Below are 24,807 nucleotides of genomic sequence, written 5' to 3'. Positions count from 1 at the left end.
AAGAGGGGTATCCCGCACAAAATGCAAAACCCCGACAAGGCCTTGTCTGCACTGCAGTGTCGTGGAGCCTGTGATTGACGGATACATTTCAAAACTCATGACAAAAAAATGGCTTGCCTCGACCTGGCCTCTGCCTGCATTGCTCGTCTGGCTGCTGGCCTGGGTGATTTTTGCGGGTCTGGCGCGCCTGCTGCCCTGGTGGCTGGCCCTGCTGGTCGCCGGTGGCTTCAGCACGGCGGCCAGTCTCTACGGGCCCAACTGGTGGCGCAGGCTCATCATTGCGGCCGGGTTTCCGCTGTCGTTTCTGGTGCTCAGCGCCAGCCAGTTGCCCGCCTGGGGCTGGCTGCTGCCTCTGGCCTTGCTGCTGCTGATCTACCCGCTCAATGCCTGGCGTGATGCCCCGGTCTTTCCAACGCCGTCAAATGCGCTCAAAGGACTGGCAGAGGTCGTGCAGTTGCCGGGGCAGGCGCTGGTGCTGGACGCCGGCTGCGGCATGGGCGATGGCTTGCGCGCGCTGCGCAGCGCGCTGCCGCAGGCCCGCCTCAATGGTCTGGAATGGAGCTGGCCACTGGCGATTGCCAGCGCCCTGCGCTGCCCCTGGGCACGCGTGCGGCGTGGCGATATCTGGCTGACCGACTGGAGCGGCTACCAGTTGGTCTATCTGTTCCAGCGGCCCGAAAGCATGGGCCGCGCTGCTGTCAAGGCTGCCACCGAGATGCAGCCCGGCAGCTGGCTGGTGAGCCTGGATTTCCAACTGCCCGGCGTGGAAGCGACGGCATGTCTGCAAGGCAATAGCCGCCACAAGGTATGGATCTACGCCATGCCGCTGGATGGCGCAGAACGCAGCTGAGGCGTTTTATTTGGCTGCGCCGCTGGCCTTGCTCACGTAGAGAGCAACGGCAGCGATATCGGCTTCGCTCATTGTGGCCTTGAAGGAGGGCATGGAGCCGATGCCGTCCTTCAGGGCACGCGCCACGCGGGCCGCATCGGGCTGCAACTCGTCCAGCACCGGGCCTATGGCACCTTCGGTGCCGGCGTCCTTGAGGGTATGGCACACCGCGCAGGCAGGGACGGCAGCCGTGGTGAACAGCTCTTTGCCGCGCGCCATCTGGGCGGCCTGATCGGCATGGGCGGCAGTGCCCGCCAGGACGGTCAGCAACAGGGCGGCGAGGGTGGGTTTTGTCTTCATCATTGTTCTTAGGGAAATGCGATGCATCGGGGTTTGATGCCCATGGCCCGGCGCCCCTTCTTCGGCGCCCGGCATGGGTAGCGAGTGCGGCGCTCAGGCCACGGTGACAGTGACGGCGTGATCGGCCCAGCTGGTATTGTTGTAGCCGCTCTGGTTTTCACCGCGCGTCTCGGGCTGCACATTGCCCTTGACGTCGGTTGCGCGACTGGCCAGTTGGTAGGTGCCCTTGGGCAGCTGCGCTGGCAGCACGAACTGACGCCAGGCGTACCGGCCCATATCGGGGCCCACCAGACGGGCCTGCTTCCAGGTCTTGCCGCCGTCGATGGAGACCTCCACCCCCTTGACGGCGTTCATGCCGCCAAAGGCCACGCCCTGAATCTGCACCAGGCCGGGGGCTTGGTTGCCGTTTTCGGGGATGGGGCTGTTGATCCAGGACTTGACGCTCATTTCCTGCACCGAAGGCTGGCTGGGGTCGCCCTTGCTGCCGGGGGGGGAGATGCGGTAGCCGTGGGACATGATGTGCGCCTCGCTTTCCTTGACGGTAAAGGCCAGCTGCTTGATGTACTTGATGTTGTTCACGCCGGTGTAACCGGGAACGATCAGGCGCAGCGGGCCGCCATGGGCCAGAGGCACTGGCTCGCCGTTCATTTCCCAGGCCAGCAGCGCGTCCTCCATGGCCGACAAAGGCACGGAACGCTCCACCAGCACGCTCTTGGGGTCCAGTCCTGCGGGCAGCACCTCTCCACCCGTTCCCGTCATGTAGGCCATGCCGTCGGCCACGCCGCCCAGGGCCTTGACCACCTCACGCACTGGCACGCCGCTCCAGACCACGCAGCCTGCAGCGCCTACGGTCCATTGCGTGCCGCTGGGCTTGGTGGGGAAGAAGGCGCGGCCATTGCCCGAGCATTGCAGCACCATGGTCACAGTTTCCAGGCCCAGCTTCTTGAGCTCGCCAACGGTCAGCTTGGCGGGCTTCTTCACGCCATCAATCTGCACCGCCCATGCATCGCGATCGGCCACGATGGCCTCGGCAGGCGTGGGCAGGTTGTTGCGCACATAGAGCTGGTTGGTGGGCGTGACCACGCTGGAGCCAAACGCGCTGCGCTTGGTCTCGATGGTGGTAGAGCTGTGCACGATGACGGCATCGGCATTCTTGAAGCCGGCATAGCCGGGTAGAGGCTTGGCTGCTGGTGCAGCGGCCTGTGCCATGGCCTGGCTCTGGAAGCTGGCCAGACCGGCTGCAGCCAGCGCGCTGGCGCTACCGGCGAGCAGGCGGCGACGTGGCAGAGAGGTGGGTTGTTGCATGGGGTCTCCTCGGTAATTTTTGTGAATGATCAGAGCGAAAAATCCGGTTCAGCCATCGACTTTCTCAGGGGCCCCCAGAGCGCGCGATGCCACGGCCAGAGCCTGTTTCTTCTGTGCGATCAGCACCAGCGGGCGGCCTTCCCTCGAACGCACCACCTTCCAGTAGCTGTTGGCCCACCAGCCCTGGCCGTCGGCCATCCGCTGGGGCTGCTCGAAGGCCAGCACGGTGACGATGCCGCCTTTTTCAAAGAAAGTGGTCAGGTGATAGGCGCGACTGCCATCGATGTCGCAGGGCCGCATGAGCTGGGTATAGCCAGGCAGCTTCTGGTCGACAGGCCAGTCCATATGCTTGGCAATCTCGGCCTCCGGGATGAACTGACCGCGCAGCGTGCGTTCGTAGTACTCATGCTCGATGGCCGAGCGCACCATCTGCGGCGGGCGCAGGCTCAGCACGCTGCCTGCAGCGACGCTGCTGACGATCGCTGCTGCACACAGCACCTGCAGGCCACGACGGGCATACCAGGGCGTGTGGCGCAGCAAATGGGCCGGCGGCTCGCCGGGATCGAAAGCCAGCGCCAGCTCGGCACGGGCGCGCAGGTCGAAATCGGTGTCTTCGGGGCGGTCTTGGTGTTTCATGGTGCGCGCTTTCTCAGCGGTATCACGCTGGCAGCTGCGGAAGATTCAGTGGCGGCCCCAGCGGGATGGCGCGCCGGCTCCTGCAGTGCCGTCTTGAGCGCTTCACGGGCCCGCGCCAGGCGAGAGAGCACAGTGCCCGGTGCAATATCCAGCGCCTCGGCCATCTGGGCCGTGGGCATGTCGTCAAAGTAGTAAAGCACCAGCACTTCACGATGGATGGGGGCAATGCGGCTCAGCGCCTTGACCACGTCCAGCTGCGCATCGAGTGCATCGTGATGATTCACTCCCTGCTCGCAGGCTTCATCCAGAGACTCGGTCTGCGATTGCACAGGATCGAAGTGCCTGAAGGCATGGCGGCGCATGATCTGGAACAGCCAGGCCCTGGCCATGCTCTGGTCGCGCAGTTGGTGGCGAAAGCGCCAGGCGCTGGTGAAGCAATCCTGCACCACATCCTCGGCCGTGGCACGAGAGCCCGTCAGCGCCCAGGCGCTGCGCAGCAAAAAGCGGTAGTGCTCGCGCACCCACTGGTTGTAGCGCGACTCGGCGGAGAAGATCATGGTGCTAAAGAGCACAGGTTTGCAGCTTTCATTCCATGCCGCTGCAAATATTGTTTGAGGCTCCGCCCTTCAAAATAACGAAAACCGCCTCAAACCCTTTTGCACAAAGCGCTAGAAGCTATACATTTTGAGCATGCATGCCGAAAAATTGTGCCGGAGGCATACCCACCGTGCGGCGCACCATGGCGCTGAAGGCGCTGGGACTGTAGTCCAGCTCGGCCGCAATGCGCTGAATCGGCCAGTTGCGCGCTGCCAAGCTGACGGCATGGGCCAGCACCACCTGCTGGCGCCACTGGGTAAAGCTGCATTCCAGCTGCTGGCGAAACAGTCGCGCCACCGTGCGCGGACTGGCCCCGGTATCGCGCGCCCAGTCCTCCAGCGTCTCGTTGCGCGTGGGATCGGCCAGCACGGCCTCGCAGAGCTGGCGCAAGCGCTTGTCCTGGGGCAGGCTCACGCCCAGCTGCACGGCACTGGCACGGCGCAGCTCGTCGAGCAGCAGCTGGCTCAGATGGTGCTCGCGTGCCCTGTCCTGCTCGCACAGCTGCTGGCTGTCATCGGGCAGCGTGGGCAGCTCGCGCACCACGGCGCGCAGCAGATCCGAGGCATTGAGCACCCGGCACTGGCGCCAGGCCGCCTCTTCGCCGGGGGCCACATCGGGGCCGCAACGCCCCTGGGTCTGAAAGAAGTACAAGGTGCGCAGATCGGCGCTTTCCACCATGGTCACGGCATGCTCCATGCCCGGCGGCACCCACAGCACGCGCGAGGGCGGCACGATATAGGTGCCCTGCGCTACCGTCAGGCGTATGGTGCCCGTGGTGGAGATGGCCAGTTGCCCCCAGGGATGACGGTGCGGCTTGACCTGGGTGTCGGCCTCCAGCCAGCGACATTTGGCACGCACCGGACGCTGTGCCGTGGGTATGTAGAGATGGGGTGTCAGCGTCTCCACATAGGCGGTGGCCTTGCCTGCACGCAGGGGCTCGGGGTCGTGGAGACTGGACATGATGGTTTGGCTGGCTTGCGATAGCAATTGGCAGACTATCGCATACAAGACGCGAGCAGTCTGCCTAAGATGCGACATATGAACCGCCCTGCCTCCACAACACCTCAAAACCAGGCGCCAGAGACACTGCGCAGTGACGCGCGCACCATCAGCCTCATCGGTCTGGCCCATGGCTCGTCGCATTTCTTCCATCTGCTGCTGCCGCCGTTGTTTCCCTGGCTGATCAAGGACTTCGGCTACAGCTATGCCGAGCTCAGCGTCATGGTCTCGCTGTTCTTCATTGTTTCCGGCACCGGCCAGGCACTGGCCGGCTTTGCGGTGGACCGCTTTGGCGCACGCCCGATTCTGTTTGCCGCCCTCGGCAGCTTTGTGGTGGCGGGCCTGATTGCCAGCACGGCCCAAGGCTACAGCATGCTGCTTGCTGCCTCCTTTTTTGCGGGCCTGGGCAATGCGCCCTTCCACCCCGTGGACTTCACCATCCTCAACAAGCGCGTGTCGCAGCAGCGCATAGGCCATGCGTTCTCGGTGCATGGCCTGTCCGGCAATCTAGGCTGGGCGCTGGCGCCGCTATTCATGGCGGGCATCACCACGGCCACGGGCTCCTGGCGCCTGGCCTGCCTGGGCGGAGCCCTCTGCGCAGCCGTGGTGCTGGCCATCATGGTCTTCAACCGCGACGCGCTCGATGATCGCGCCGAATCCGCCGGAGCTGCCGCCAAGCCGGCCGCCGGAACCATTGCCGCACCTCAGGAACACCCCATGGCCTTCATGAAGCTGCCATCGGTGTGGCTGTGCTTTTCCTTCTTCTTCTGGAGCACCTGCGCGCTCAGTGCCATCCAGAGCTTTGCCAGCCCGGCCCTGCAATCCATGTACGGCCTGCCGCTTTCCGTGACGGCGCTGATCGTCACCGGCTATATGCTGTGCGGCGCTGCCGGCATGGTCGTGGGCGGCTTTCTGGTCGGCCGCGTGCAGCGGTTGGAAAAGGTGATCTCCATCTGCATGCTGGGCTCGGGCCTGTTGCTGTTTGTCGTCGGAACGGGCTGGCTGCCCGGCATGGTGGCGGTGGTCGTGGCCTCAGTCGCCGGTCTGGGCACGGGCCTGGCCGGCCCCTCACGCGACATGCTGATCAAGCGCGCAGCGCCCCCCGGCGCAACGGGCCGCGTCTACGGCACGGTGTATTCGGGCCTGGATCTGGGCTTCTGCCTGGCGGCGCCGGTCTTCGGCTACATGCTGGACCACCAGATGACCAACGCAGTGTTCTATGGCTCGGCGATTGCGCTTGTACTGTCTGTGGTCTCGGCCGTCATCGTCGGTGACGGCGTGAGCAAAAAGGCCAAATCCCATCTGGCCGCTGCCTGAGCAACCGGCGCAACCCACCCAGCCCTGCCCGCGCAAGCTGCAGGGCTTTTTTTCGGCACGAAAGATCAAGTTACCCTGGTATTTATCCCTAGGCCAGCAGCCCGGATGCTGCAAACACGGCTGCTAAGCTGAATTCCCTGAGCGGTGCATCACGCCGCCTTTTCTGCCGTGGCCCTATCCGGGAGCGGCCCCGCCCCTAAGGAGAATTTCTATGCGTTGGAACACGCCCTCTGCCCCTTTGCTGCGCGCCCTGCCTCTGGCCCTGGTGCTGGCCTTCGGCTCTGCCCAGGCTGCCCCTCAGGCCGAATGGCTGGAGCATGCGAAAAAGGAGCAGCAGCCCTATCTGGACACGCTGCGCGATCTGGTGCATATCGAGTCCGGCAGCAAGGATGTGGCGGGCGTGAAGAAGATTGCCGAATACATTGCCGGCAAGCTGCGCTCGCAGGGTGGCAAGGTCGAGGTGATCGAGCCCAACGACATCTACCGCCTCGATGACACACCCGAGAAGGTCGGCCCCATGGTGCATGCCGAATTCAAGGGCAAGGGCAGCAGCCGCATCATGCTGATCGCGCACATGGACACCGTCTATCTGCCCGGCATGCTCAAGGACCAGCCCTTCCGCATCGACGGCGACAAGGCCTATGGCCTGGGCATTGCCGACGACAAGCAGGGCGTGGCCCTGATCATGCATATCGTGCCCCTGCTCAAGAAGCTGGGCATCGAGGACTACGGCACGCTGACCGTGCTGATCAACGGCGACGAGGAAATCAGCTCGCCCGGCGCACGCAGCACCATCACCCGCCTGGGGGCCGAGCAGGACGCCGTGTTCAGCTTTGAAGGCGGCGGCACCGACGGCAGCCTGCGCCTGGCCACCAGCGGCATCGGCGCCGCCTACCTCAAGGTCACGGGCAAGGCGTCGCATGCGGGCGCCAAGCCCGAAGACGGCGTGAATGCGCTGTACGAGCTCTCCCATCAGCTGCTGCAGATGAAGGACCTGTCCCAGCCCCAGGACGGCCTCAAGCTCAACTGGACGGTGTCCAAGGCCGGCACCAACCGCAATGTGATTCCCGCCGAAGCCACCGCCCAGGCCGATGCCCGCGCACTGCGCGTGGCCGACTTCGCGGCGCTGGAAAAAGCCATGCAGGACAAGATCGGCAACAAGCTGCTCCCCGCCAGCAAGGTGGAGCTGAAGTTCGAAGTGCGCCGCCCGCCGCTGGAGGCCAATGCCATGGCACGCAAGCTGGCCGCCCATGCCCAGGGCATTTATGAGCAGGATCTGAAGCTGCCCATGAAGGTCATGGACAAGGCCACGGGCGGCGGCACGGATGCGGCTTTCGCGGCCCTCAAGGCCAAGGGCGGCGTGATCGAGGGCTTCGGCCTGTCCGGCTATGGCGCACACTCCAACGATGCCGAATACGTGCACATCAACACCATTGCACCGCGCCTGTATCTGGCTGCCCGCATGATCCAGGACCTGTCGCGCGGCCAGATCAAGTAAGCGCTTTTGATAGCTTCTTGCGCCTGATCTGCTTCGGTTTCCATAAAAAAGCGATCTGAAAATCAACAGGAGCTTGCGCTGTAAGCTCCTGTTTTTTTATGTCCCGGATTCGGACCAACATCTGCGACGAGCATGTCCGCCGCTCCTGATCCGAACCGGCCTCGCCTGCGTTTCCACGGTTCTGTCGCCTAGCCAACAGACCGCAGGCGCACGAGTGTCTACATTCATCGGATCAACGATGAAGGAGAGTCGCCCGTGAGCCAAGAGCCCTTGAACATCCCCAGCGTCCGGCATCTGGTCAGCCCCGAGGAATGGCAGCTGCGCGTGGACCTGGCCGCCTGCTACCGGCTGGTGGCGCTGTACGGCTGGAGCGATCTGGTCTTCACCCACATCAGCGCGCGGCTGCCGGGCGCCGGGCACCACTTTCTGATCAACCCCTATGGGCTGATGTTTGACGAGATCACGGCCTCCTCGCTGATCAAGGTGGATCTGGGCTGCAACAAGCTCATGGACTCGCCCTTCCCCGTGAACCCGGCAGGCTTCGTCATCCACAGCGCCGTGCATGAGGCACGCGCCGATGCGCAATGCGTGATCCATACCCACACGCGTGCCGGCGTGGCCGTGGCGGCCCAGAAGCAAGGGCTGCTGCCCATCAGCCAGCAGAGCACCTTTGTCCTGGGGTCGCTGGCCTATCACGTCTATGAAGGCGTGGCCTTTCGCGAGGACGAGAAACCGCGTCTGCTGGCCGACATGGGCGAGGCCAACTTCCTCATGTTGCGCAACCACGGCCTGCTGACCTGCGGCGCCACGATTGCCGATGCCTTTCTGTCCATGTACGTCTTCGAGTCCGCCTGTCAGATCCAGATCGCGGCCCAGTCCGGCGGCACCGAACTCACCGAGGTCGACCCGCAGATCCTGCAAGGCATCGCCCATGCCATGAAGGTGCAGACCGGCGGAATGGGCGGCCGGTTTGCCTGGCCCGCCCTGCTGCGCAAGCTCGACCGAATCGACCCCGGTTACCGCAGCTGAGCTGCTGCGCGCGTGCAAAAAAAAGAGCATCCCGTGGATGCTCTTTTCGCTTGCTTGGGCGCAAGAATCAGACTTCGCCGCGCAGCTTTTCGATGAGGCCGTTGAGCTCCTCCAGCGAGCCGAACTGGATGGCGATCTCGCCCATTTCCTGCTGCTTGCCATGGCGGCGCACGGTCTTCTTGATGCGCACCTCGACATCGGCCGTGAGCAGGTCGGACAGCTCTTCCTCGATGCGCTTCACGTCACGCGACTTGCCATCTTTCTTGGCCTTCTGGCGCGTCAGATTGAACTCGGCACCGATCTTCTTGACCAGCGACTCGGCCTCGCGCACCGACATCTTCTTGGCCGCGATCTGGTTGCCTGCCGTGATCTGGGTGGCACGGTCCAGCGTCAGCAGTGCCCGCGCATGGCCCATGTCGATATCGCCGGCCATCAGCATGGTCTGCACGGGCTCGGCCAGATTCAGCAGGCGCAACAGATTGGTGGCAGCGCTGCGCGAGCGGCCCACGGCCTGCGCGGTCTGCTCGTGGGTCAGGCCGAATTCCTTGACCAGACGGGCCAGACCCTGCGCCTCTTCCAGCGGATTCAGGTCCTCGCGCTGAATGTTCTCGATCAGTGCCATGGCCGCCGCCGCCTCGTCGGGCACCTCGCGCACCAGCACCGGCACCTCGGACAGACCCGCGATATGCGCGGCACGGAAGCGTCGCTCGCCAGCAATGATTTCGTACTTGCCGGCGTTGTCGCCCCTGGAGAGCTGACGCACCAGAATCGGCTGCATGATGCCCTGGGCCTTGATGCTCTCGGCCAGCTCATACAAGGCACCTTCGTCCATGCGAGTGCGCGGCTGGTACTGGCCGGCCACCATCACATTGAGCGCCAGGCTGCTCGGCAGATTGGCCTGAGACCCGCTCGCAGCGGCCTGCTCTGTTTCACTGACCTTGGGGCCCAGCAGGGCTTCCAGACCTCGTCCCAGGCCCTTGGGTTTCTTAGTCACCATTGCTGAATTCTTTCTTTAAAGGGAGAGCAGCAGCTCATGCCCTGCGTCCCACAGTCCCAGTCCGCTGGCCGTGTTGATATGGCCTGCGGCACCCGCATTCACAAACCGGCTGCCCCAGCCCTCAGCCATGGTCTGTGCGCGTGCCACAGAGCAGTTGGGGTCGTTCTCGCTGCCTACCAGTATCGACGGGAAGGGCAGCTTTTGCAGCAGCACAGGCGACCAGCCCGGCAAAGCGCCGCGCAGGCTTTCCTGCTCCGTATCGCCAGGGGCAACCAGCAGAGCGCCGCGTACCTTGGTTTTCGCGACCTGAGAATGCGCCGCCCACCATGCCACCAGAATACAGCCCAGGCTGTGCGCCACCAGCGTCACGGGGGCGGGAGCGTCGAGCACGGTTTCCTGCAGGCGAATGCTCCAGTCACCGCGCAGCGGATGCTGCCAGCTATGCTGCTCCAGCCGCTGGTAGCCGTACCGGTCCTGCCACAGGCTCTGCCAATGGCCGGGGTCGGAGTTCTGCCAGCCGGGAAGCAGCCAGACATGCTGAGGGTTCAGTGCTTCAGAGGTCATGGTCGTTGGCGATGGCTGGATGGGTGACGGGGAGCTGTTTCACGTGAAACACTCACATTTTCTTGATGCGTCGCACCATCTCTTCGGCAAACTCGACAAAGGCCTTGCTGCCCTTGGCCGAGGCATCGAACACCACACCGGGCAAACCGTAGCTGGGGGCTTCGGCCAGGCGTACATTGCGCGGAATCACGGTATCGAACACCTTGTCGCCGAAATGTTCCTTGAGCTGGTCGCTGACCTGCTGCTGCAGCGTGGTGCGCGGATCGAACATCACGCGCAGCAGACCGATGATCTGCAGGTCAGGGTTCATGTTCGCATGCACCTGTTTGATGGTGTTGACCAGGTCGGTCAGACCTTCCAGCGCAAAGTACTCGCACTGCATGGGCACGATCACGCCATGCGCCGAGCACAGACCGTTCAGGGTCAGCATGGACAGCGAAGGCGGGCAGTCGATCAGCACAAAGTCATAGTCGGCGGCCACGGCCTGCAGAGCAGTCTTGAGGCGCTCGTTGCGGCGCTCCAGCGAGACCAGCTCGATCTCGGCACCCGACAGCTCACGGTTGGCACCCAGCACGTCGTAGCCGACCTGCTCGGACTTCTGAGCCACTTCCTTGACGCTGGCGTTTTCCAGCAGCACGTCGTAGACCGTCAGCTCCAGCGCGCGCTTGTCCACGCCGGAGCCCATGGTGGCATTGCCCTGCGGGTCCAGGTCGATCAGCAACACACGCTGGCCGACCTTGGCCAGACCGGCGGCAAGATTGACCGTGGTCGTGGTCTTGCCCACTCCACCCTTTTGATTGGCAACGCAGAAAATTTTGGCCATTGAACTTCTCTTTTAGTTGGTGGCCAGCTTGAGGCCAAAACCGATCAGAAACACACCGGCTGTTTTTTCCAGCCACTTCACCACGGCCGGATTGGCACGCAAACGCTCTGCCAGCACCGTGGTCAGCGTCACCACGATGACGCTGTAGATAAAGGTAATTGCCGCCACCGTGGCGGCCATCACGCCAAAGGTGATGGCGCCCTGGTGATTGGCCGGGTCCACGAACATGGGAAAGAAGGCCATGTAGAACACGATGGCCTTGGGGTTCATCAGGGTGATCAAAGCACCCTGACGGAAATACTGGCGCGGCTGGATTTCAATGGCCGGCGCATCGCCGGGCTTGGCCGTGAGCAGCTTGTAGCCCAGCCAGGCCAGATAGGCCGCCCCCACCCATTGCACGGCATGGAAGGCCGCTGGATAGGCGGCCAGCACCGCGGCCACACCGGCAACAGCCAGCCACATCAGCACCTGGTCGGCGGCCATCACACCCAGGCAGCAGGCGACACCGGCTCTCCATCCGCCCTTGCCCGTGGAGGTAATCAAGGCCAGATTGCCCGGTCCAGGGATCAGCAAGAAGACGGTAACGGCGGCTGCAAAAGCGCCGTAATCAGAGATGCCAAACATTCAAACCCTGCGCGATGGAAAACAGCAAGTTTATGCGAGGGCCGTGACCGGCGCATCTGCATTGCGCAGATGTTGTCCGATACGGTGTGTAAAAAAACGGTTTTCGCCGTGGCCAGCGACTTCGATATGTGCCGGCCCAGGTCGAGGACGCCAAGCAAAGGCCTGGGCGGCCCCGCCGCCCTGCGGCGAAGGCGTCGTCCCCTTTCCAGGGGGAAGCGGCAAAGCCGCTCAGGGGGTTACTCGATTTTCAACCAGATGACGCAGCGCTCGGCATCCAGGCCGGGAACCTGCAATGGTTCCACGTGAAACACTTTCACATCGGCAGGCAGCGCAGCAATTTCCTCATCAGGGTGCTTGCCCTTCATGGCAAACCAGATGCCGTCCTCGGCCAGCGCCTTGCGCGACCAGGTGGTGAAGTCCACCAAGGACGCAAAGGCGCGGCAGCTGATGACCGGATAGCGGGTCTTGAGATTTTCCACCCGATCATGAATGCCGCGCAGATTGGGCAGGCGCAGGGAGGCAGCCACCTGCTGGATGAAAGCGGCCTTCTTGCCCACGGTATCCACGCAGTTCACATCGATCTGCGGGCAGCAGATGGCAAACACCACACCGGGCAGACCACCGCCGGAGCCCACGTCCAGCAGAGGCAGGCGCTTGCCTTCTTCCACCGGCAGGCGGTTCACATGCCGCAGCAAGGCGGGCACGGCGGCCAGGCTGTCGAGCAGGTGATGTGTCAGCATCTCCTGGGGATCACGCACCGACGTCAGGTTGTAGACCTTGTTCCATTTCTGCAGCAGATCCATGAAGGACATCAGCAGATCGATCTGCGCCGGTGCCAGTTCCAGCTTCAGTGCCTGAACGCCCTGCTCCAGTTGGGTACGCAAAACCTGGCTCATGCGGAAGCCTCTTCGTTCTGATTGGCAAAGCCCTTGAAGCCGCCTTTTTTCAGATGCACCATGAGCAGCGAGATGGCGGCAGGCGTCACTCCCGAAATACGCGAGGCCTGACCCAGGGTTTCGGGCCTGTGCTTTTGCAGCTTCTGGCGCACCTCGAAGGAAAGCGCCGCCACCTGCATATAGTCGAAGTCCAGCGGCAGACGCAGACGCTCGAAATGCGCGGCACGTTCTACCTCATCCTTCTGGCGGTCGATATAGCCAGAGTACTTCGCGGCGATCTCCACCTGCTCGATCACTGGAGCGCTGAGTTCGCCCAGCGCCTCAGGCTGCACATCGGCAGAGGCATACCGGCCCTGGTTCATGCCCATGAGCTTGTCGTAGTCCACACCAGGGCGACGCAGCAGGTCGAACAGGTTGTATTCGCGCTCCATGGCCTTGCCCAGCACGCGCTCGGACTCTTCCGCAGTCACGACACGCGGGTTCACCCAGGTGGACTTGAGGCGCTCTGTTTCACGTGAAACAGCATCGCGCTTGCGACTGAAGGAGTCCCAGCGCGCATCGTCGACCAGCCCCATCTGGCGGCCCGCTTCGGTCAGACGCATGTCGGCATTGTCTTCACGCAGTTGCAGGCGGAACTCGGCGCGGCTGGTGAACATGCGATAGGGCTCGGTCACGCCCTTGGTGATCAGATCGTCGACCAGCACGCCCAGATAGGCCTCGTCACGACGCGGCATCCAGGGGCCTTCGCCACGGCACTGCAGCGCTGCGTTCAAGCCGGCGAACAGGCCCTGGGCGGCCGCCTCTTCATAGCCGGTCGTACCATTGATCTGGCCCGCAAAGAACAGACCTTGAATCTGCTTGGTCTCGAAACTGCTCTTGAGCGAGCGGGGATCGAAATAGTCGTACTCGATGGCATAGCCGGGACGCAGGATATGGGCGTTCTCCAGCCCCTTCATGCTGCGCACCAGTTCGTACTGGATGTCGAACGGCAGGCTGGTGGAGATCCCGTTGGGGTAGAACTCGTGCGTGGTCAGGCCTTCGGGCTCCAGAAAGATCTGATGGCTTTCCTTGTCCGCGAAACGGTTGATCTTGTCTTCCACGCTGGGGCAGTAACGCGGACCCACACCCTCGATCTTGCCGGTGAACATGGGACTGCGGTCAAAGCCGCTGCGGATGATCTCGTGCGTGCGCGCATTGGTGTGCGTGATCCAGCAAGGCATCTGCCGGGGATGCATGGCACGGTTGCCCATGAAGCTGAACACGGGCACTTCGCCCTCGTTGACACCGCCAGGCATGCCGTCGCCGGGCTGTTCCTCGCACTGGCTGAAATCGATGCTGCGGCCGTCGATGCGCGGTGGCGTTCCGGTCTTCAGGCGCCCCTGTGGCAGCTTGAGTTCCTTCAGGCGCGCCGACAGGCTCACGGCCGGAGGATCGCCAGCACGGCCTGCGGCATAGTTGTTCAGGCCCACATGGATCTTGCCATCGAGGAAGGTGCCCGCCGTCAGCACCACGGTGCGGCTGCGGAACTTGAGACCCACCTGGGTGACGGCACCGACCACGCGGTCACCCTCCACCATCAGATCATCCACGGCCTGCTGGAAGAGCCAGAGATTGGGCTGGTTTTCCAGCATCTCGCGAATCGCGGCCTTGTACAGAATGCGGTCGGCCTGGGCGCGCGTAGCGCGTACGGCCGGGCCCTTGGAGCTGTTCAGGATGCGGAACTGGATGCCGCCCTTGTCCGTAGCCAGGGCCATGGCGCCGCCCAGAGCATCGACCTCCTTGACCAGATGGCCCTTGCCGATACCGCCGATGCTGGGGTTGCAGCTCATCTGCCCCAGGGTTTCGATATTGTGGGTCAGCAGCAATGTCTTGCTGCCCATGCGCGCAGCGGCCAACGCAGCCTCGGTGCCGGCATGGCCGCCACCGACCACGATCACATCAAATTCCTGTGGGTACAACATATTCCTGCTCCGGGCCAAGCCCGGCCCTTGCCCCTGCACGAAGCAACCATGCCTCGGCTCTCACGGCAGGCGGACATGTTCTCGCGCCATGTCCAGCCCTGCGGGGAACCTGCAATTTTCCCACCATTGGCCCAACAATGCCTTGCCAGGGGGGTTTCACGTGAAACATGGCGACCTGAAGCCCAGCCTAGATGTTTGCCCTGATAGTCCCGTCTATGCATGAAAAATGCAATCGCTCTGTGCTGCAATCACTGCATGCAAATACTCATTTTCGCGGGCAGTACCCGCCAGGATTCGTACAACCGCAAGCTGGCCAAGGTCGCAGCCTCCATCGCGGAACAACAAGGCGCACAGCCCAGCCTGCTGGAATTGTCGGACTACGACATTCCGCTCTACAACGCCGACCTCGAAGCTCGGGGAACGCCTGCCGACGTCATTCGTCTCAAGCAGGCCATGCATAGCCATGCTGCCTGGATTGTCTGCAGCCCCGAATACAACGGCAGCTACCCTGCCCTGCTCAAGAACGCGATCGACTGGGCCTCCAGCCCGGTCAAGGGCGATGCACAGTGGTCCGATGGCGTTCTGCCCTTTCGCAACAAGGTCGTCGGCATGGCCAGTGCCTCACCTGGCGGTCTTGGCGGCCTGAGGGCCCAGTCTCACCTAGCTGCGCTGCTATTGAATCTGGAATGCTGGGTAGCACCGCGCAGCCATGCCGTGAGCCATGCGGCAGAGGCTTTCGATGCCCAGGGTCATCTGCTGCGTACACAGAACCAGCAAGGCATGGAGGCTCTTGTGCAGCAGGTGCTGTGGGCCGCAGGGCGCCTGGGCTGAGCAATCTCCTCTCCGATCCGGACTTCTGCCGGCTGCGCATGCATATGAAGTGCAACCGGTTTAGCATGGGCGCTTGTCTTTTCATTGCATAGAGAGCCACTCACCATGAAGCTTTACTACAGCCCCGGCGCTTGCTCCATGTCTCCGCACATCGTGCTGCATGAAGCAGGCCTGCCGCATGAAACCGTGATGGTCAGCACCAAGAGCCACAAGCTCCAGGACGGAACGGATTACTACGGCATCAATCCCCTGGGTTATGTGCCCTTTCTGGTACTGGACAACGGCGACACCTTGCACGAAGGTCCGGCCATTGTTCAGTACCTCGCCGATCTGGCCCCCGAAAAGAACCTGGCACCGGCCAACGGCACCGTGGCCCGCTACCACCTTCAGGAATGGCTGAACTTCATCAGCACCGAGGTGCACAAGGGCTTCAGCCCCTTGTTCAGCCCCGCAACGCCCGAAGACTTCAAGCCCGTGCTGCTCGGCAATCTGTTCAAGCGCCTGAGCTGGGTCAACGAGCAGCTCGCCAACAAGTCCTATCTGATGGGCGATCAGTTCACTGTGGCCGATGCCTACTTTTTCACGGTCACAGGCTGGGCCCAATTTGTGGGCCTGGATATCTCTGAACTCCAGCACCTTCAGGCTTATCGCGAACGCATTCTGGCGCGTCCCGCAGTGCAGGCTGCCATGAAGGCAGAGGGCTTGCTCAAGTAAGTTTTTCGACACCCATGCACACTCAAAAGCTCGGTACCCACCGAGCTTTTTTCATCTGGAGTTCTGCATGACCTCATTGTTCGAACCGATTGAAGCAGGCAGCCTGCGTCTGCCCAACCGCATTGCCATGGCACCGCTGACGCGCAACCGCGCCCCCGACGCGATACCCACGCCGCTGATGCAAACCTACTACGTCCAGCGCGCCTCTGCCGGTCTGCTGATCAGCGAAGGCACGGCCATCAGCCACCAGGGACAGGGCTATGCCGATGTGCCCGGTCTGTATGACGAAGAGCAACTGCGGGCCTGGAAAAAAGTCACCGATGCCGTGCATGCCAAGGGTGGCCGCATCGTCACCCAGCTCTGGCATGTGGGTCGCATCTCCCACAACGTGCTGCAGCCAGACAGCCAGCCCCCGGTCGCGCCCTCCGCGCTGACGGCCCGCTCCAAGACCTATGTGATCGACAAGCAGACCGGGCAAGGCCAGTTTGTCGCCACCTCGGCACCGCGCGCACTCAGGCAGCAGGAGCTGCCAGGCATTGTTCACAGTTTCGCCACCGCCGCGCGCGAAGCCGTACAGTCGGCGGGCTTCGATGGCGTGGAGCTGCATGCAGCCAACGGCTATCTGCTCGATCAATTCCTCAAGACCGGCACCAACCAGCGCAGCGACGACTACGGCGGCAGCATCGAGAACCGCGCCCGTCTGGTGCTGGAATGCGTACGCTCCGTGGCCGATGCCATCGGTGCCGGAAAGGTCGGCATCCGCATCTCTCCGGTCACGCCAGCCAATGACATCGTGGACGAAAACCCGCAGGTGCTGTTCGAATATCTGGTGCGCCAGCTCGCCCCGCTGGGCCTGTCCTATATCCATGTGATCGAAGGCGCAACTGGCGGCCCGCGCGAGCTGGCGGATCGTCCCTTCGACTACCAGGCACTCAAGCAGGCCTATCGCTCTGCAGACGGCAAGGGAGCCTGGATGGTCAACAACGGCTATGACCGCCAACTGGCCACGCGCGCCGTGGAAAGCGGCTATGCCGATGTCGTGGCCTTCGGCAAGGCCTATATCTCCAACCCCGATCTGGTGCACCGCCTACGCGACGATCTGCCGCTCAATGCCTGGAACAGCGAGCGCTTCTACGGGGGGGGTGCCGATGGTTATACCGACTACCCAGCGGTTGCCTGCCAGTAACTTCAATCCATCAAGCCTCCGGCCCTTTCTCTGATTTGGCTGGAGCCTATTGAATAAAAAGCAAAAGCCCGGTGCATCACTGCAACCGGGCTTTTTTCATGGAACGAGCCGCTCAGGGATGAGCCGCTCAGGGCTCAGGCATGTTCCAGCAATTGCGCCTTCTGACCAGGCAAAGCAGTCTGAGCGGATGCAGGCACCGCCGGTGCCATGCCGGGATGGGCTGCGCCTCTGGGGCTGCGCATGACTGCATGTATCGCGCCGCCCGCCAGCTTGAACTGGCTGACCAGCTGTGCCAGTCGCGCCGCCTGCTCGCGCAGCGATTCTGCGGCGGCGGCAGACTCTTCCACCAGTGCCGCATTCTGCTGGGTCATGCGGTCGATATCACCCACGGCCTGATTGACCTGGCTGATGCCCAGCGACTGCTCGCTGGACGCCGCCGTAATCTCGCCAATGATGTCGCCCACACGCTGTGCGCTGTCCACGGTCTCCTGCATGGCCTTGCCTGCACTCTCCACCTGACGCGCGCCCACGTCCACGGTCTGCACGCTGGTGTTGATCAACGATTTGATCTCGTTGGCGGCCTGTGCCGAACGCTGGGCAAGGCTGCGCACCTCGGCCGCCACCACGGCAAAACCACGACCCTGCTCGCCGGCACGGGCCGCTTCCACAGCGGCATTCAGCGCCAGGATATTGGTCTGGAAAGCAATGGAATCAATCAGGCCGATGATGTCGCCGATCTTGCGGCTGGAGGCCGAAATCTCCTGCATGCTGTTGACGGCCTGGCCGACGATCTCGCCGCCCTGCACGGCCGTCGAAGAGGCCGAGGCCGCCAGCTGGTTGGCCAGTTGCGAAGACGATGCGGTCTGCTGCACCGTGGCCGTCAGCTGAGCCAGCGACGCGACGGTTTCCTGCAGATTGCTGGCAGTCTGTTCGGTTCGGGCCGACAGATCCTGATTGCCCGTGGCAATTTCCTGGCTGGCCGTGGCGATATTGCCGCTGGCATCGCGCACCTGGGCCACCGTGGTGCTCAGCGATTGCTGCATCTGGTCCAGCGCACGCTGCAGATCCGTCAGTTCATCCTTGCCGCTGACCTCGGCCCTGTGCGACAGATCGCCGCCGGCAATCGTCAGTGCCATCTGACGGGCCACTTCAAGCGGACGGCAGATGGACAGCATGTTCAGCAAAGTCAGCGGAATCACCACCACCAGCGCCAGAATCACGGCCGCCACAAACATCCAGCGCGTTTGGTCGGCCACGTCGCGCTCGGCTGCGGCCAATTCATTGGCCTGCTCACGCAGCAGGTTGTCCAGCTGCGCCAGCAGCTTGTCGGCCTCCATGACTTCGGCCAGAGCCTTGCCGCTCATGCGGTTGGCCGTGGTGGCAGAGTCATAGCCACCGGCTTCAAGCTGGCGTGCAACAGGCTCGAAGAGCTTTCGATAAGCGTCGATGTGCCCAATGATGCTCTTGGTCAGCTGTGCGTCCTGCGCGTTCTGGTCGGTCACAAACTTGCCCAATGTCACCTTGGATTTGTCGATGAACATGACCCATTGCTGATAGGCCTTGCGCACCTCTTCAGGCTTTTCGTACTGGATGACCATGTCCTTCTCACTGGAACGAATGCCGCCCAGCTCCGTGCGCAACTGCGCCATATGGCCCGATTTGACAAAGGCGTTGCTCAGAAACTCCTGACTCATGTCCTGAATGCGGAACATGCCCAACATCCCGGCGCCCCCCAGCAGACTCAGCAATACCATCACCACACCAATGGCGCCCAGCATGCGCGTGCGAATGGTGAAGCCCCGCATCATTTCCAACAGACTCATGAATCCCTCTCCACTTTGAACGACTGGCATTGTCGGGCCAGAACTTGCAAATTGTTTCAGATTGTCACCGACGCCGAGAAAAACCCGTGACTGCGATGTCCAAGCCATGGCGATCTGCAATATGACAAGTTCTTATCGGCAGTCTTTGCGACTTATCAACCCTGCCGGCTTCATGTCTTGTCAAAGGCTTGACCTTGCCATGATGTTAGGGTTAACCATTCAAGACATGGAGTCCGCCAGTCCGGTCGACTCACTTTCTGAAGGAGCCATCCATGCAACAAGTTTTTGAAGTTCAAGGCATGACCTGCGGCCACTGCGAACGCGCCGTCACCAACGCCATCCAGGGCGTCGATGCCCAGGCGCAGATCAAGATCGACCGCACCGCCAACCGAGTGGAAGTCGAAACCGGCGCCAGCCGCGAGGCCGTGGCAGCCGCCATTGCCGAAGAGGGCTACAAGGTCGCCTGAGCGCTACCTCTCCCACCGCGCCAGCACCTCATGCAAGCCATCAGAAGGCTGCTGGCGCGTTTTTTCAGGATCGTCCATGCCCAACCACCTATCGACACAAAAAATCGCTCAGAACTGGCCTGTCGTCATCGGCGAGGCCGCACGCCGCGCCGGGGTTTCTGCGCGCATGGTGCGTCACTACGAGTCACTGGGCCTGCTGCCACCCGTGCACCGAACCGACAGCGGCTATCGCCAGTACACCGAAGCCGATGTGCATGCGCTGCGCTTCATCCGCCGCGGGCGCGATCTCGGCTTTTCCATGGACGAGATCGCCACCCTGCTCGGCCTGTGGCAGGACCAGGGCCGCGCCAGCAGTCAGGTCAAGGCCATCGCGCAAAAGCACATCGCCACGCTGACCGAGCGCATCGCCGCCATGCAGTCCATGCAGCGCACGCTGCAGACCCTGGTGCATTGCTGCCATGGCGATGACAGGCCGGACTGCCCCATCCTCGACGACCTGGCCAGCGCGGACACCGACCTGACACCGGCCCATCACGAACCCAGGGCTCCCACTCCGAGAAGCCGGCGCAGGGCTGCGGCCTGAGGCTGCTCATGGGTTTCACGTGAAACCATCGCCGCCCACACAGGGCCGCGTCAACAACGAGACATGTTGCACTGCAGCAAATACTGCAGAATACTCTGTGCGATGAATGCGGTTGCTCTCATTCATCTTTTCAAATCACTCAAGCACAAGCATTGCCGACGCGATGCAGGAGACAAACCATGAGCACCAGAGACATCTTCGTTGTCAGCGCCGCGCGCACGGCCATCGGCACATTTGGCGGCAGCCTCAAGGACGTTCCCAACGCCCAGCTGGCCACCACCGTGGTCAAGGCCGCCATTGCGCGTGCCGGCATCGCTGCCGACACCGTGGGCCATGTGGTGATGGGCAACGTCATCCCCACCGACACGCGCGACGCCTACCTGTCCCGCGTGGCGGCCGTGGACGCCGGCTGTTCCATCGAAACCCCGGCCTACAACGTCAACCGCCTGTGCGGTTCTGGCCTGCAGGCCATCGTCTCGGCAGCGCAATCCATTGCGCTGGGCGACTGCGAAGTGGCGATCGGCGCCGGCTCCGAATCCATGAGCCGCGGCCCCTACTTCGACATGTCCGCACGCTGGGGCGCACGCATGGGCGATGCCAAGAGCATCGACTACATGCTGGGCATCCTGCACGATCCCTGGCAAAAAATGCATATGGGCATCACTGCTGAAAACGTGGCCGAGCGCTACAAGATCAGCCGCGTGATGCAGGACGAACTGGCGGTCATCAGCCAACAGCGCGCTGCTGCCGCCATCGAGGCCGGCCGCTTCAAGGAACAGATCGTTCCCGTGGAAATTGCCAGCCGCAAGGGCGTGGTGCTGTTCGACACCGACGAACATGTGCGCGCCGCCACCACACTGGACACCCTGGCCGGCATGAAGCCCGCGTTCAAGAAGGAAGGCGGCACGGTCACTGCCGGCAACGCCTCCGGCATCAACGATGGCGCGGCTGCCGTGCTGATGATGAGCGAGCAGGCACTGAAGTCTTCCGGCGCCAAACCCATTGCCCGCCTGGTCGGCTACGCCCACGCCGGCGTCGAGCCCGCATACATGGGCATCGGCCCGGTCCCCGCCACGCAGAAGGTGCTGGCACGCACCGGTCTGAAGATCGAGCAGATGGACGTGATCGAAGCCAACGAAGCCTTCGCCGCCCAGGCCTGCGCCGTGATTCAGGAGCTCGCTCTGGACCCTGCCAAGGTCAACCCCAACGGCTCCGGCATCTCCCTGGGCCATCCCGTGGGTGCCACCGGCGCCATCATCACCACCAAGGCGCTCTACGAGCTGCAGCGCACTGGCGGCCGCTACGCGCTGGTGACCATGTGCATCGGCGGCGGTCAGGGTATTGCCGCGATTTTCGAGCGCGTCTGATTCCCGCGTTTCAGAGCACCTGAAACGTCCATGAAAAAGGCCTGCCAGATCACTCTGGCAGGCCTTTTTTGATAGCTTCTAGCGCTTGCTAGCACTTGATTTCAGCATCAATAAATACTGATATCCATGATTGAAAAGCGCAAGCAGCTACATCATCCATAGCGTCAGAACGGCGCCTCTTCCGGGGCCGTATCGGCTGGAGCCGTGGCCGGTCCGGTGACCGTTCCCTGGCTGCGCCCCTGTGCCAGACGCACGGGCAGGGTTTCTGCGGCCGGCGCCGACGACAGCGATGCAGGCAGGCCGTCACCCAGGCCTGTACGCCCTTCCCCACCCAGAGCCTCGATCAGATCGGGAATCAGACGCGAGAGCTCGCCCGTGGCAATTGCCACATCGGTATCGAAACCGCCATCGTCCTGGCTGTTGCCATCCATCACCGCATCGAGCAACGCGATCTTCTTGATCTGCAGACCTTCGCTCAGCACAAAGCTCACGCGGTCATCCCAGGTCATGGCCAGCTTGGTGGGCAACTTGCCATGCTCGATATGCTGGCGCACCTCGTCGATATCGAGCGGGTGGCGCGCATAGCGCACCACGGCCTTGGACTCATCGGCGGCCTTGAGCTCGCACTCGCGGTCTATGGAAAAACCTTCTGGCGGCTCCTGCGTCATCAACCAGTGCGCCATGGCGGCCTGCGGACTGGTCTGCGTATCCAGCAACGCCAATGCAAAACCCGGCAGGCCTTCGACCAACAGCGTCACGATCTCGTCGGCACGACCTTGTGCACTGGTATCGAGCACCAGCGTGCGCGCCTGCGGATCGATCCAGACCCACATGGCTCCCTGCTTGGTAAAGGCCATGGGCAGCAGGTCCAGCTTGGCCTCGTCCTTGAGCTCTTTCTTTTCCTTCTTGCCGGGCTTGCGGCCCTCGGTCTTTTCGATGTGCTCGGCCTTCTCGTTGACCTTGCGGTTGAGCACGCTGGCCGGCAGCATCTTGGACTCGCTCATGAAGCGCATCACCCACTGGCCGGCCACGCTTTCCGCCAGCGGGCCATGCGGCTCGCCGCGCGGCGGCACCCAGCCCATGGAGCGCTCCTGGGTCGCGCCGCACTCCTCAAACACCGTCTTTTGCAGCGCATCTTCGAGCTGCTGCAGATCGCTCTGCCAGCTCTCGGCAATGCGATAAACAATCATGTTCTTGAACATCAAAAACCTTTGCTAAACCTTCAATCGTCGCCAGCTCCTGCAGCTGGATCTCGCGGAAAAAAAAACCGGCCGCCAACGCAGCCCATGCATCCATTGTTGCGCAGTCGGAGCTATTCAAACTTATCAAATCTTTACAGAGCGGCTGCAAAACCTCACGTCTCAGAAACATGGGGGGTCCACACTTCAGTCATCCGCTACCGAATGCCCATTCAGGAGCAAGACCAGGCGGCCACTTCTTCCACTTCAACCGAAAAGGAAACAGACATGACCCGCTTTCGCCAGACATTGACCAGTGCCGCTGTGGCAACCGCCCTGCTCGCCTCGCTGAGCCTGCCCAGCTTTGCCCAGACCACCGCTGCTGCCGAGCAACCTGCCGCAGCCCAGAAAGCGCCCGAGCCGCACCAGCACCAGCGTGGTGACAAGCGCGGCGACCGCATGGAGCATATGAAGCAGCGCATGGAAAAACTCAAGGCCGATCTGAAACTGACGCCTGCGCAGCAAGCTGCCTGGACCACCTACACCCAGGCCATGAAGCCCGGTGAACGCCCTGCCCCCGGCGACCGCGAAGCCTTTGCCAAACTGACAACGCCAGAGCGCATCGACAAGATGCGTGAAATGCGCGGCAAGCGCATGGCCGAGATGGACCGCCGTGCCGAAGCGACCAAGGCCTTCTACGCCCAGCTCAATGCCGAGCAGAAAAAGACCTTCGATGCAGCCACCCTGCACATGCATCACCAGCGCGGTGAGCGCCATCACGGCCACCATGGCGGCAAACCCGGCCAGGAGCGTCCCGCAGCTCCAGCCCCTGCGGCAAAGTAAGCCGAGTTCAATCGCCTTCTCCATAAAAGCCCCCGGTCGTAATGACTGGGGGCTTTTTTTCATATCGATATCAATTGGCTGACTACCAACGCAAGCGCTTGCCGACAGAACATTTATTCACAAGCTTCTAGATTCATATCCACAGAGGGAGCGAAATCCAAGCATGACACAGGCATCGATGTCGCGACCAGATTCAAAACATTTAGATGGCAATTGACATGAAAAAACCGCAATTGGCAACGAATCTCGTAATCCCGATGCTGATCAGCCTGGCAAGCCCCATGCTTCATGCACAGCCTGTTCAAACATCGACGACTGCCCTCTATCTGCAATACGGCTCGGCGGAGCACAGCACCGACAGCTGGACAGGCGGCGTCATCCTCCCCTGGAACTGGAGCTACGCCCTTGGCTCGGGACGGATGACGGGTTACTGGGATCTCTCTGTCAGCCGTTGGTCGGCCGACTATCAGGGCGGCAATCGTGCAACCTGGGTTCTGGGTGCACAACCCACATTACGCTGGCGCCCCTCTCAAGGCCAGTCTCCCTGGTTCCTGCAAGCCGGCCTGGGCGTGAGCTATGCCATCAACCACCGCTTCATCACCGATCACAAGGAATTTTCGACCCGCTACAACTTTGCCAGCCATATAGGCATCGGCTACCTGTTTGGCGAGCAACTGAAAAACGAGATCAGCCTGCGCTTCGAGCACCAGTCCAATGCAGGCATCAAGCGCCCCAATCCGGGAGAGAACTTTCTTCAGCTGCGATACGCACGCCACTTCTGAATTCCCGGGCCAGCGCTATCCGGGTCGACCAGGCCGCCCAACGGGCGGCTTTTTTCATGCTTTGCAGCAGTTGCACGGCCTGTGAATAAACATGGTGATAAAAGCCGAGGAAATTTTCTGTTTTCCACAGCCAGGCTGGCTTCTGGAAAGTTGTTCCCAAATCAAGGACATCGGCAGCCCATGCAAGGGCACAGGCTTTTAGAAATCATAAGTTGTTGATTTTAAATTAAATTAATTACTTATCAACAATTAAGTGAACTACTTACTATTACTACTAAGTAAAAAGATAAGACTAGAAATAACAACTTTGGCCGAAGTGTACACAGCAATCGGAGATGGTCTGAATAAAAAAAGAGGCGGATCAGATCGGCTTCAAGCAGTTCTTGCTACATCACACCCTTGACATCCAATGTGCTCAAGCATGTCTTCATCAGTTGTTCACTATAAAAATAATAGCTAACAACGCTTATATATCAACGAATAAATAGCATTTACTGCCAATCAACAGGAAAATGGATTTCTGTGGATAAGCAGATATCAACTTTCATGTTTTCCACAGAAACATGGAAAAAGGCCAAGTTGTTCATGGATCGAGGAC

25 protein-coding genes are annotated in these 24,807 nt (G+C 61.9%); 12 read left to right on the top strand and 13 right to left on the bottom strand.

What is annotated here, in order from left to right; translation table 11 throughout:
• Positions 1-97 precede the first annotated feature (97 nt).
• Positions 98-850 carry a class I SAM-dependent methyltransferase gene (locus tag CTR2_RS00180; protein WP_087085557.1) on the top strand — a complete coding sequence of 251 codons (753 nt, stop codon included), beginning with the start codon at positions 98-100 and terminating at the stop codon, positions 848-850.
• Between the two features lie 6 nt (positions 851-856).
• Here the strand turns inward: CTR2_RS00180 and sorU are convergent, their stop codons facing one another.
• The 5 genes from sorU to CTR2_RS00155 all read right to left on the bottom strand — a co-directional run bounded on the left by sorU (position 857) and on the right by CTR2_RS00155 (position 4,687).
• The gene (sorU, locus tag CTR2_RS00175) at positions 857-1,192 is read right to left on the bottom strand and encodes a SorU family sulfite dehydrogenase c-type cytochrome subunit (protein ID WP_140401089.1); all 336 of its coding nucleotides are present in this window, start codon (positions 1,190-1,192) and stop codon (positions 857-859) included.
• A 90-nt stretch (positions 1,193-1,282) separates the two neighbouring features.
• Positions 1,283-2,494 (bottom strand): SorT family sulfite dehydrogenase catalytic subunit, encoded by a 1,212-nt coding sequence (sorT, locus tag CTR2_RS00170; RefSeq protein WP_087085558.1) that lies wholly within the window; start codon positions 2,492-2,494, stop codon positions 1,283-1,285.
• 48 nt (positions 2,495-2,542) lie between these two features.
• On the bottom strand, positions 2,543-3,130 hold the full coding sequence (locus tag CTR2_RS00165) for a hypothetical protein (protein ID WP_087085559.1): 588 nt from the start codon (positions 3,128-3,130) through the stop codon (positions 2,543-2,545).
• Positions 3,127-3,687: an RNA polymerase sigma factor gene (locus CTR2_RS00160; protein WP_012836565.1), complete on the bottom strand. Its 561-nt coding sequence runs from the start codon at positions 3,685-3,687 to the stop codon at positions 3,127-3,129. Before CTR2_RS00160 ends, CTR2_RS00165 begins: the two co-directional genes overlap by 4 nt.
• A gap of 118 nt (positions 3,688-3,805) precedes the next feature.
• On the bottom strand, positions 3,806-4,687 hold the full coding sequence (locus tag CTR2_RS00155; RefSeq protein WP_087085785.1) for an AraC family transcriptional regulator: 882 nt from the start codon (positions 4,685-4,687) through the stop codon (positions 3,806-3,808).
• A gap of 78 nt (positions 4,688-4,765) precedes the next feature.
• Between CTR2_RS00155 and CTR2_RS00150 the strand changes: the two genes are divergently transcribed.
• From CTR2_RS00150 to CTR2_RS00140, 3 genes are all read left to right on the top strand, one after another.
• Positions 4,766-6,043, top strand: a complete 1,278-nt coding sequence (locus tag CTR2_RS00150) for an MFS transporter (protein WP_087085560.1) — start codon at positions 4,766-4,768, stop codon at positions 6,041-6,043.
• 211 nt (positions 6,044-6,254) lie between these two features.
• Positions 6,255-7,541 carry a M20/M25/M40 family metallo-hydrolase gene (locus CTR2_RS00145; RefSeq protein WP_087085561.1) on the top strand — a complete coding sequence of 429 codons (1,287 nt, stop codon included), beginning with the start codon at positions 6,255-6,257 and terminating at the stop codon, positions 7,539-7,541.
• A 255-nt stretch (positions 7,542-7,796) separates the two neighbouring features.
• On the top strand, positions 7,797-8,570 hold the full coding sequence (locus CTR2_RS00140) for a class II aldolase/adducin family protein (protein ID WP_087085562.1): 774 nt from the start codon (positions 7,797-7,799) through the stop codon (positions 8,568-8,570).
• Between the two features lie 67 nt (positions 8,571-8,637).
• Here the strand turns inward: CTR2_RS00140 and CTR2_RS00135 are convergent, their stop codons facing one another.
• From CTR2_RS00135 to mnmG, 6 genes are all read right to left on the bottom strand, one after another.
• Positions 8,638-9,567 (bottom strand): ParB/RepB/Spo0J family partition protein, encoded by a 930-nt coding sequence (locus CTR2_RS00135; protein WP_087085563.1) that lies wholly within the window; start codon positions 9,565-9,567, stop codon positions 8,638-8,640.
• Between the two features lie 15 nt (positions 9,568-9,582).
• The gene (locus CTR2_RS00130) at positions 9,583-10,131 is read right to left on the bottom strand and encodes an RBBP9/YdeN family alpha/beta hydrolase (RefSeq protein ID WP_087085564.1); all 549 of its coding nucleotides are present in this window, start codon (positions 10,129-10,131) and stop codon (positions 9,583-9,585) included.
• A gap of 52 nt (positions 10,132-10,183) precedes the next feature.
• Positions 10,184-10,954 carry a ParA family protein gene (locus CTR2_RS00125; RefSeq protein ID WP_003059963.1) on the bottom strand — a complete coding sequence of 257 codons (771 nt, stop codon included), beginning with the start codon at positions 10,952-10,954 and terminating at the stop codon, positions 10,184-10,186.
• Positions 10,955-10,966: 12 nt separating this feature from the next.
• Positions 10,967-11,578, bottom strand: coding sequence for a LysE family translocator (locus CTR2_RS00120; RefSeq protein ID WP_087085565.1), 612 nt, complete (start codon positions 11,576-11,578; stop codon positions 10,967-10,969).
• A gap of 236 nt (positions 11,579-11,814) precedes the next feature.
• On the bottom strand, positions 11,815-12,474 hold the full coding sequence (gene rsmG / locus CTR2_RS00115) for a 16S rRNA (guanine(527)-N(7))-methyltransferase RsmG (RefSeq protein WP_087085566.1): 660 nt from the start codon (positions 12,472-12,474) through the stop codon (positions 11,815-11,817).
• On the bottom strand, positions 12,471-14,435 hold the full coding sequence (gene mnmG, locus CTR2_RS00110; protein WP_087085567.1) for a tRNA uridine-5-carboxymethylaminomethyl(34) synthesis enzyme MnmG: 1,965 nt from the start codon (positions 14,433-14,435) through the stop codon (positions 12,471-12,473). Before mnmG ends, rsmG begins: the two co-directional genes overlap by 4 nt.
• A 255-nt stretch (positions 14,436-14,690) precedes the next feature.
• Between mnmG and CTR2_RS00105 the strand changes: the two genes are divergently transcribed.
• The 3 genes from CTR2_RS00105 (at position 14,691) to CTR2_RS00095 (ending at position 17,166) form a co-directional block, all read left to right on the top strand.
• The gene (locus CTR2_RS00105) at positions 14,691-15,266 is read left to right on the top strand and encodes an NADPH-dependent FMN reductase (protein ID WP_087085568.1); all 576 of its coding nucleotides are present in this window, start codon (positions 14,691-14,693) and stop codon (positions 15,264-15,266) included.
• Positions 15,267-15,371: 105 nt separating this feature from the next.
• Positions 15,372-15,980, top strand: coding sequence for a glutathione transferase GstA (gene gstA / locus CTR2_RS00100; protein WP_003065291.1), 609 nt, complete (start codon positions 15,372-15,374; stop codon positions 15,978-15,980).
• 67 nt (positions 15,981-16,047) lie between these two features.
• On the top strand, positions 16,048-17,166 hold the full coding sequence (locus tag CTR2_RS00095; protein WP_087085569.1) for an alkene reductase: 1,119 nt from the start codon (positions 16,048-16,050) through the stop codon (positions 17,164-17,166).
• 134 nt (positions 17,167-17,300) lie between these two features.
• Here the strand turns inward: CTR2_RS00095 and CTR2_RS00090 are convergent, their stop codons facing one another.
• Positions 17,301-18,989, bottom strand: a complete 1,689-nt coding sequence (locus CTR2_RS00090) for a methyl-accepting chemotaxis protein (RefSeq protein WP_087085570.1) — start codon at positions 18,987-18,989, stop codon at positions 17,301-17,303.
• 272 nt (positions 18,990-19,261) lie between these two features.
• Between CTR2_RS00090 and CTR2_RS00085 the strand changes: the two genes are divergently transcribed.
• From CTR2_RS00085 to CTR2_RS00075, 3 genes are all read left to right on the top strand, one after another.
• Positions 19,262-19,456, top strand: coding sequence for a heavy-metal-associated domain-containing protein (locus CTR2_RS00085; RefSeq protein WP_003072092.1), 195 nt, complete (start codon positions 19,262-19,264; stop codon positions 19,454-19,456).
• A 76-nt stretch (positions 19,457-19,532) separates the two neighbouring features.
• Positions 19,533-20,039, top strand: a complete 507-nt coding sequence (gene cueR, locus CTR2_RS00080) for a Cu(I)-responsive transcriptional regulator (RefSeq protein ID WP_087085571.1) — start codon at positions 19,533-19,535, stop codon at positions 20,037-20,039.
• Positions 20,040-20,218: 179 nt separating this feature from the next.
• Positions 20,219-21,406 (top strand): acetyl-CoA C-acyltransferase family protein, encoded by a 1,188-nt coding sequence (locus CTR2_RS00075; RefSeq protein ID WP_087085572.1) that lies wholly within the window; start codon positions 20,219-20,221, stop codon positions 21,404-21,406.
• A 164-nt stretch (positions 21,407-21,570) separates the two neighbouring features.
• Here CTR2_RS00075 and CTR2_RS00070 read toward each other — a convergent pair whose 3' ends face one another.
• On the bottom strand, positions 21,571-22,608 hold the full coding sequence (locus CTR2_RS00070; protein ID WP_087085573.1) for a recombination-associated protein RdgC: 1,038 nt from the start codon (positions 22,606-22,608) through the stop codon (positions 21,571-21,573).
• Between the two features lie 264 nt (positions 22,609-22,872).
• Between CTR2_RS00070 and CTR2_RS00065 the strand changes: the two genes are divergently transcribed.
• Positions 22,873-23,427, top strand: a complete 555-nt coding sequence (locus CTR2_RS00065; protein WP_087085786.1) for a Spy/CpxP family protein refolding chaperone — start codon at positions 22,873-22,875, stop codon at positions 23,425-23,427.
• Between the two features lie 218 nt (positions 23,428-23,645).
• On the top strand, positions 23,646-24,209 hold the full coding sequence (locus CTR2_RS00060) for an acyloxyacyl hydrolase (RefSeq protein WP_087085787.1): 564 nt from the start codon (positions 23,646-23,648) through the stop codon (positions 24,207-24,209).
• Positions 24,210-24,807 lie beyond the last annotated feature (598 nt).

This window comes from Comamonas thiooxydans (assembly GCF_002157685.2).
GTDB lineage: Bacteria > Pseudomonadota > Gammaproteobacteria > Burkholderiales > Burkholderiaceae_C > Comamonas > Comamonas testosteroni_H.
Note: the sequence above shows the minus strand (reverse complement) of the source record. Positions and strands in the feature narration are given on the sequence as shown.

What these genes read in the sequence shown, in the direction of transcription:
- CTR2_RS00180 (WP_087085557.1), top strand. Translation starts at nt 98, where the DNA reads ATGACAAAAAAATGGCTTGCCTCGACCTGGCCTCTGCCTGCATTGCTC.
- sorU (WP_140401089.1), bottom strand. Translation starts at nt 1,192, where the DNA reads ATGATGAAGACAAAACCCACCCTCGCCGCCCTGTTGCTGACCGTCCTG.
- sorT (WP_087085558.1), bottom strand. Translation starts at nt 2,494, where the DNA reads ATGCAACAACCCACCTCTCTGCCACGTCGCCGCCTGCTCGCCGGTAGC.
- CTR2_RS00165 (WP_087085559.1), bottom strand. Translation starts at nt 3,130, where the DNA reads ATGAAACACCAAGACCGCCCCGAAGACACCGATTTCGACCTGCGCGCC.
- CTR2_RS00160 (WP_012836565.1), bottom strand. Translation starts at nt 3,687, where the DNA reads ATGATCTTCTCCGCCGAGTCGCGCTACAACCAGTGGGTGCGCGAGCAC.
- CTR2_RS00155 (WP_087085785.1), bottom strand. Translation starts at nt 4,687, where the DNA reads ATGTCCAGTCTCCACGACCCCGAGCCCCTGCGTGCAGGCAAGGCCACC.
- CTR2_RS00150 (WP_087085560.1), top strand. Translation starts at nt 4,766, where the DNA reads ATGAACCGCCCTGCCTCCACAACACCTCAAAACCAGGCGCCAGAGACA.
- CTR2_RS00145 (WP_087085561.1), top strand. Translation starts at nt 6,255, where the DNA reads ATGCGTTGGAACACGCCCTCTGCCCCTTTGCTGCGCGCCCTGCCTCTG.
- CTR2_RS00135 (WP_087085563.1), bottom strand. Translation starts at nt 9,567, where the DNA reads ATGGTGACTAAGAAACCCAAGGGCCTGGGACGAGGTCTGGAAGCCCTG.
- CTR2_RS00130 (WP_087085564.1), bottom strand. Translation starts at nt 10,131, where the DNA reads ATGACCTCTGAAGCACTGAACCCTCAGCATGTCTGGCTGCTTCCCGGC.
- CTR2_RS00125 (WP_003059963.1), bottom strand. Translation starts at nt 10,954, where the DNA reads ATGGCCAAAATTTTCTGCGTTGCCAATCAAAAGGGTGGAGTGGGCAAG.
- CTR2_RS00120 (WP_087085565.1), bottom strand. Translation starts at nt 11,578, where the DNA reads ATGTTTGGCATCTCTGATTACGGCGCTTTTGCAGCCGCCGTTACCGTC.
- rsmG (WP_087085566.1), bottom strand. Translation starts at nt 12,474, where the DNA reads ATGAGCCAGGTTTTGCGTACCCAACTGGAGCAGGGCGTTCAGGCACTG.
- mnmG (WP_087085567.1), bottom strand. Translation starts at nt 14,435, where the DNA reads ATGTTGTACCCACAGGAATTTGATGTGATCGTGGTCGGTGGCGGCCAT.
- CTR2_RS00105 (WP_087085568.1), top strand. Translation starts at nt 14,691, where the DNA reads ATGCAAATACTCATTTTCGCGGGCAGTACCCGCCAGGATTCGTACAAC.
- gstA (WP_003065291.1), top strand. Translation starts at nt 15,372, where the DNA reads ATGAAGCTTTACTACAGCCCCGGCGCTTGCTCCATGTCTCCGCACATC.
- CTR2_RS00095 (WP_087085569.1), top strand. Translation starts at nt 16,048, where the DNA reads ATGACCTCATTGTTCGAACCGATTGAAGCAGGCAGCCTGCGTCTGCCC.
- CTR2_RS00090 (WP_087085570.1), bottom strand. Translation starts at nt 18,989, where the DNA reads ATGAGTCTGTTGGAAATGATGCGGGGCTTCACCATTCGCACGCGCATG.
- CTR2_RS00085 (WP_003072092.1), top strand. Translation starts at nt 19,262, where the DNA reads ATGCAACAAGTTTTTGAAGTTCAAGGCATGACCTGCGGCCACTGCGAA.
- cueR (WP_087085571.1), top strand. Translation starts at nt 19,533, where the DNA reads ATGCCCAACCACCTATCGACACAAAAAATCGCTCAGAACTGGCCTGTC.
- CTR2_RS00075 (WP_087085572.1), top strand. Translation starts at nt 20,219, where the DNA reads ATGAGCACCAGAGACATCTTCGTTGTCAGCGCCGCGCGCACGGCCATC.
- CTR2_RS00070 (WP_087085573.1), bottom strand. Translation starts at nt 22,608, where the DNA reads ATGTTCAAGAACATGATTGTTTATCGCATTGCCGAGAGCTGGCAGAGC.
- CTR2_RS00065 (WP_087085786.1), top strand. Translation starts at nt 22,873, where the DNA reads ATGACCCGCTTTCGCCAGACATTGACCAGTGCCGCTGTGGCAACCGCC.
- CTR2_RS00060 (WP_087085787.1), top strand. Translation starts at nt 23,646, where the DNA reads ATGAAAAAACCGCAATTGGCAACGAATCTCGTAATCCCGATGCTGATC.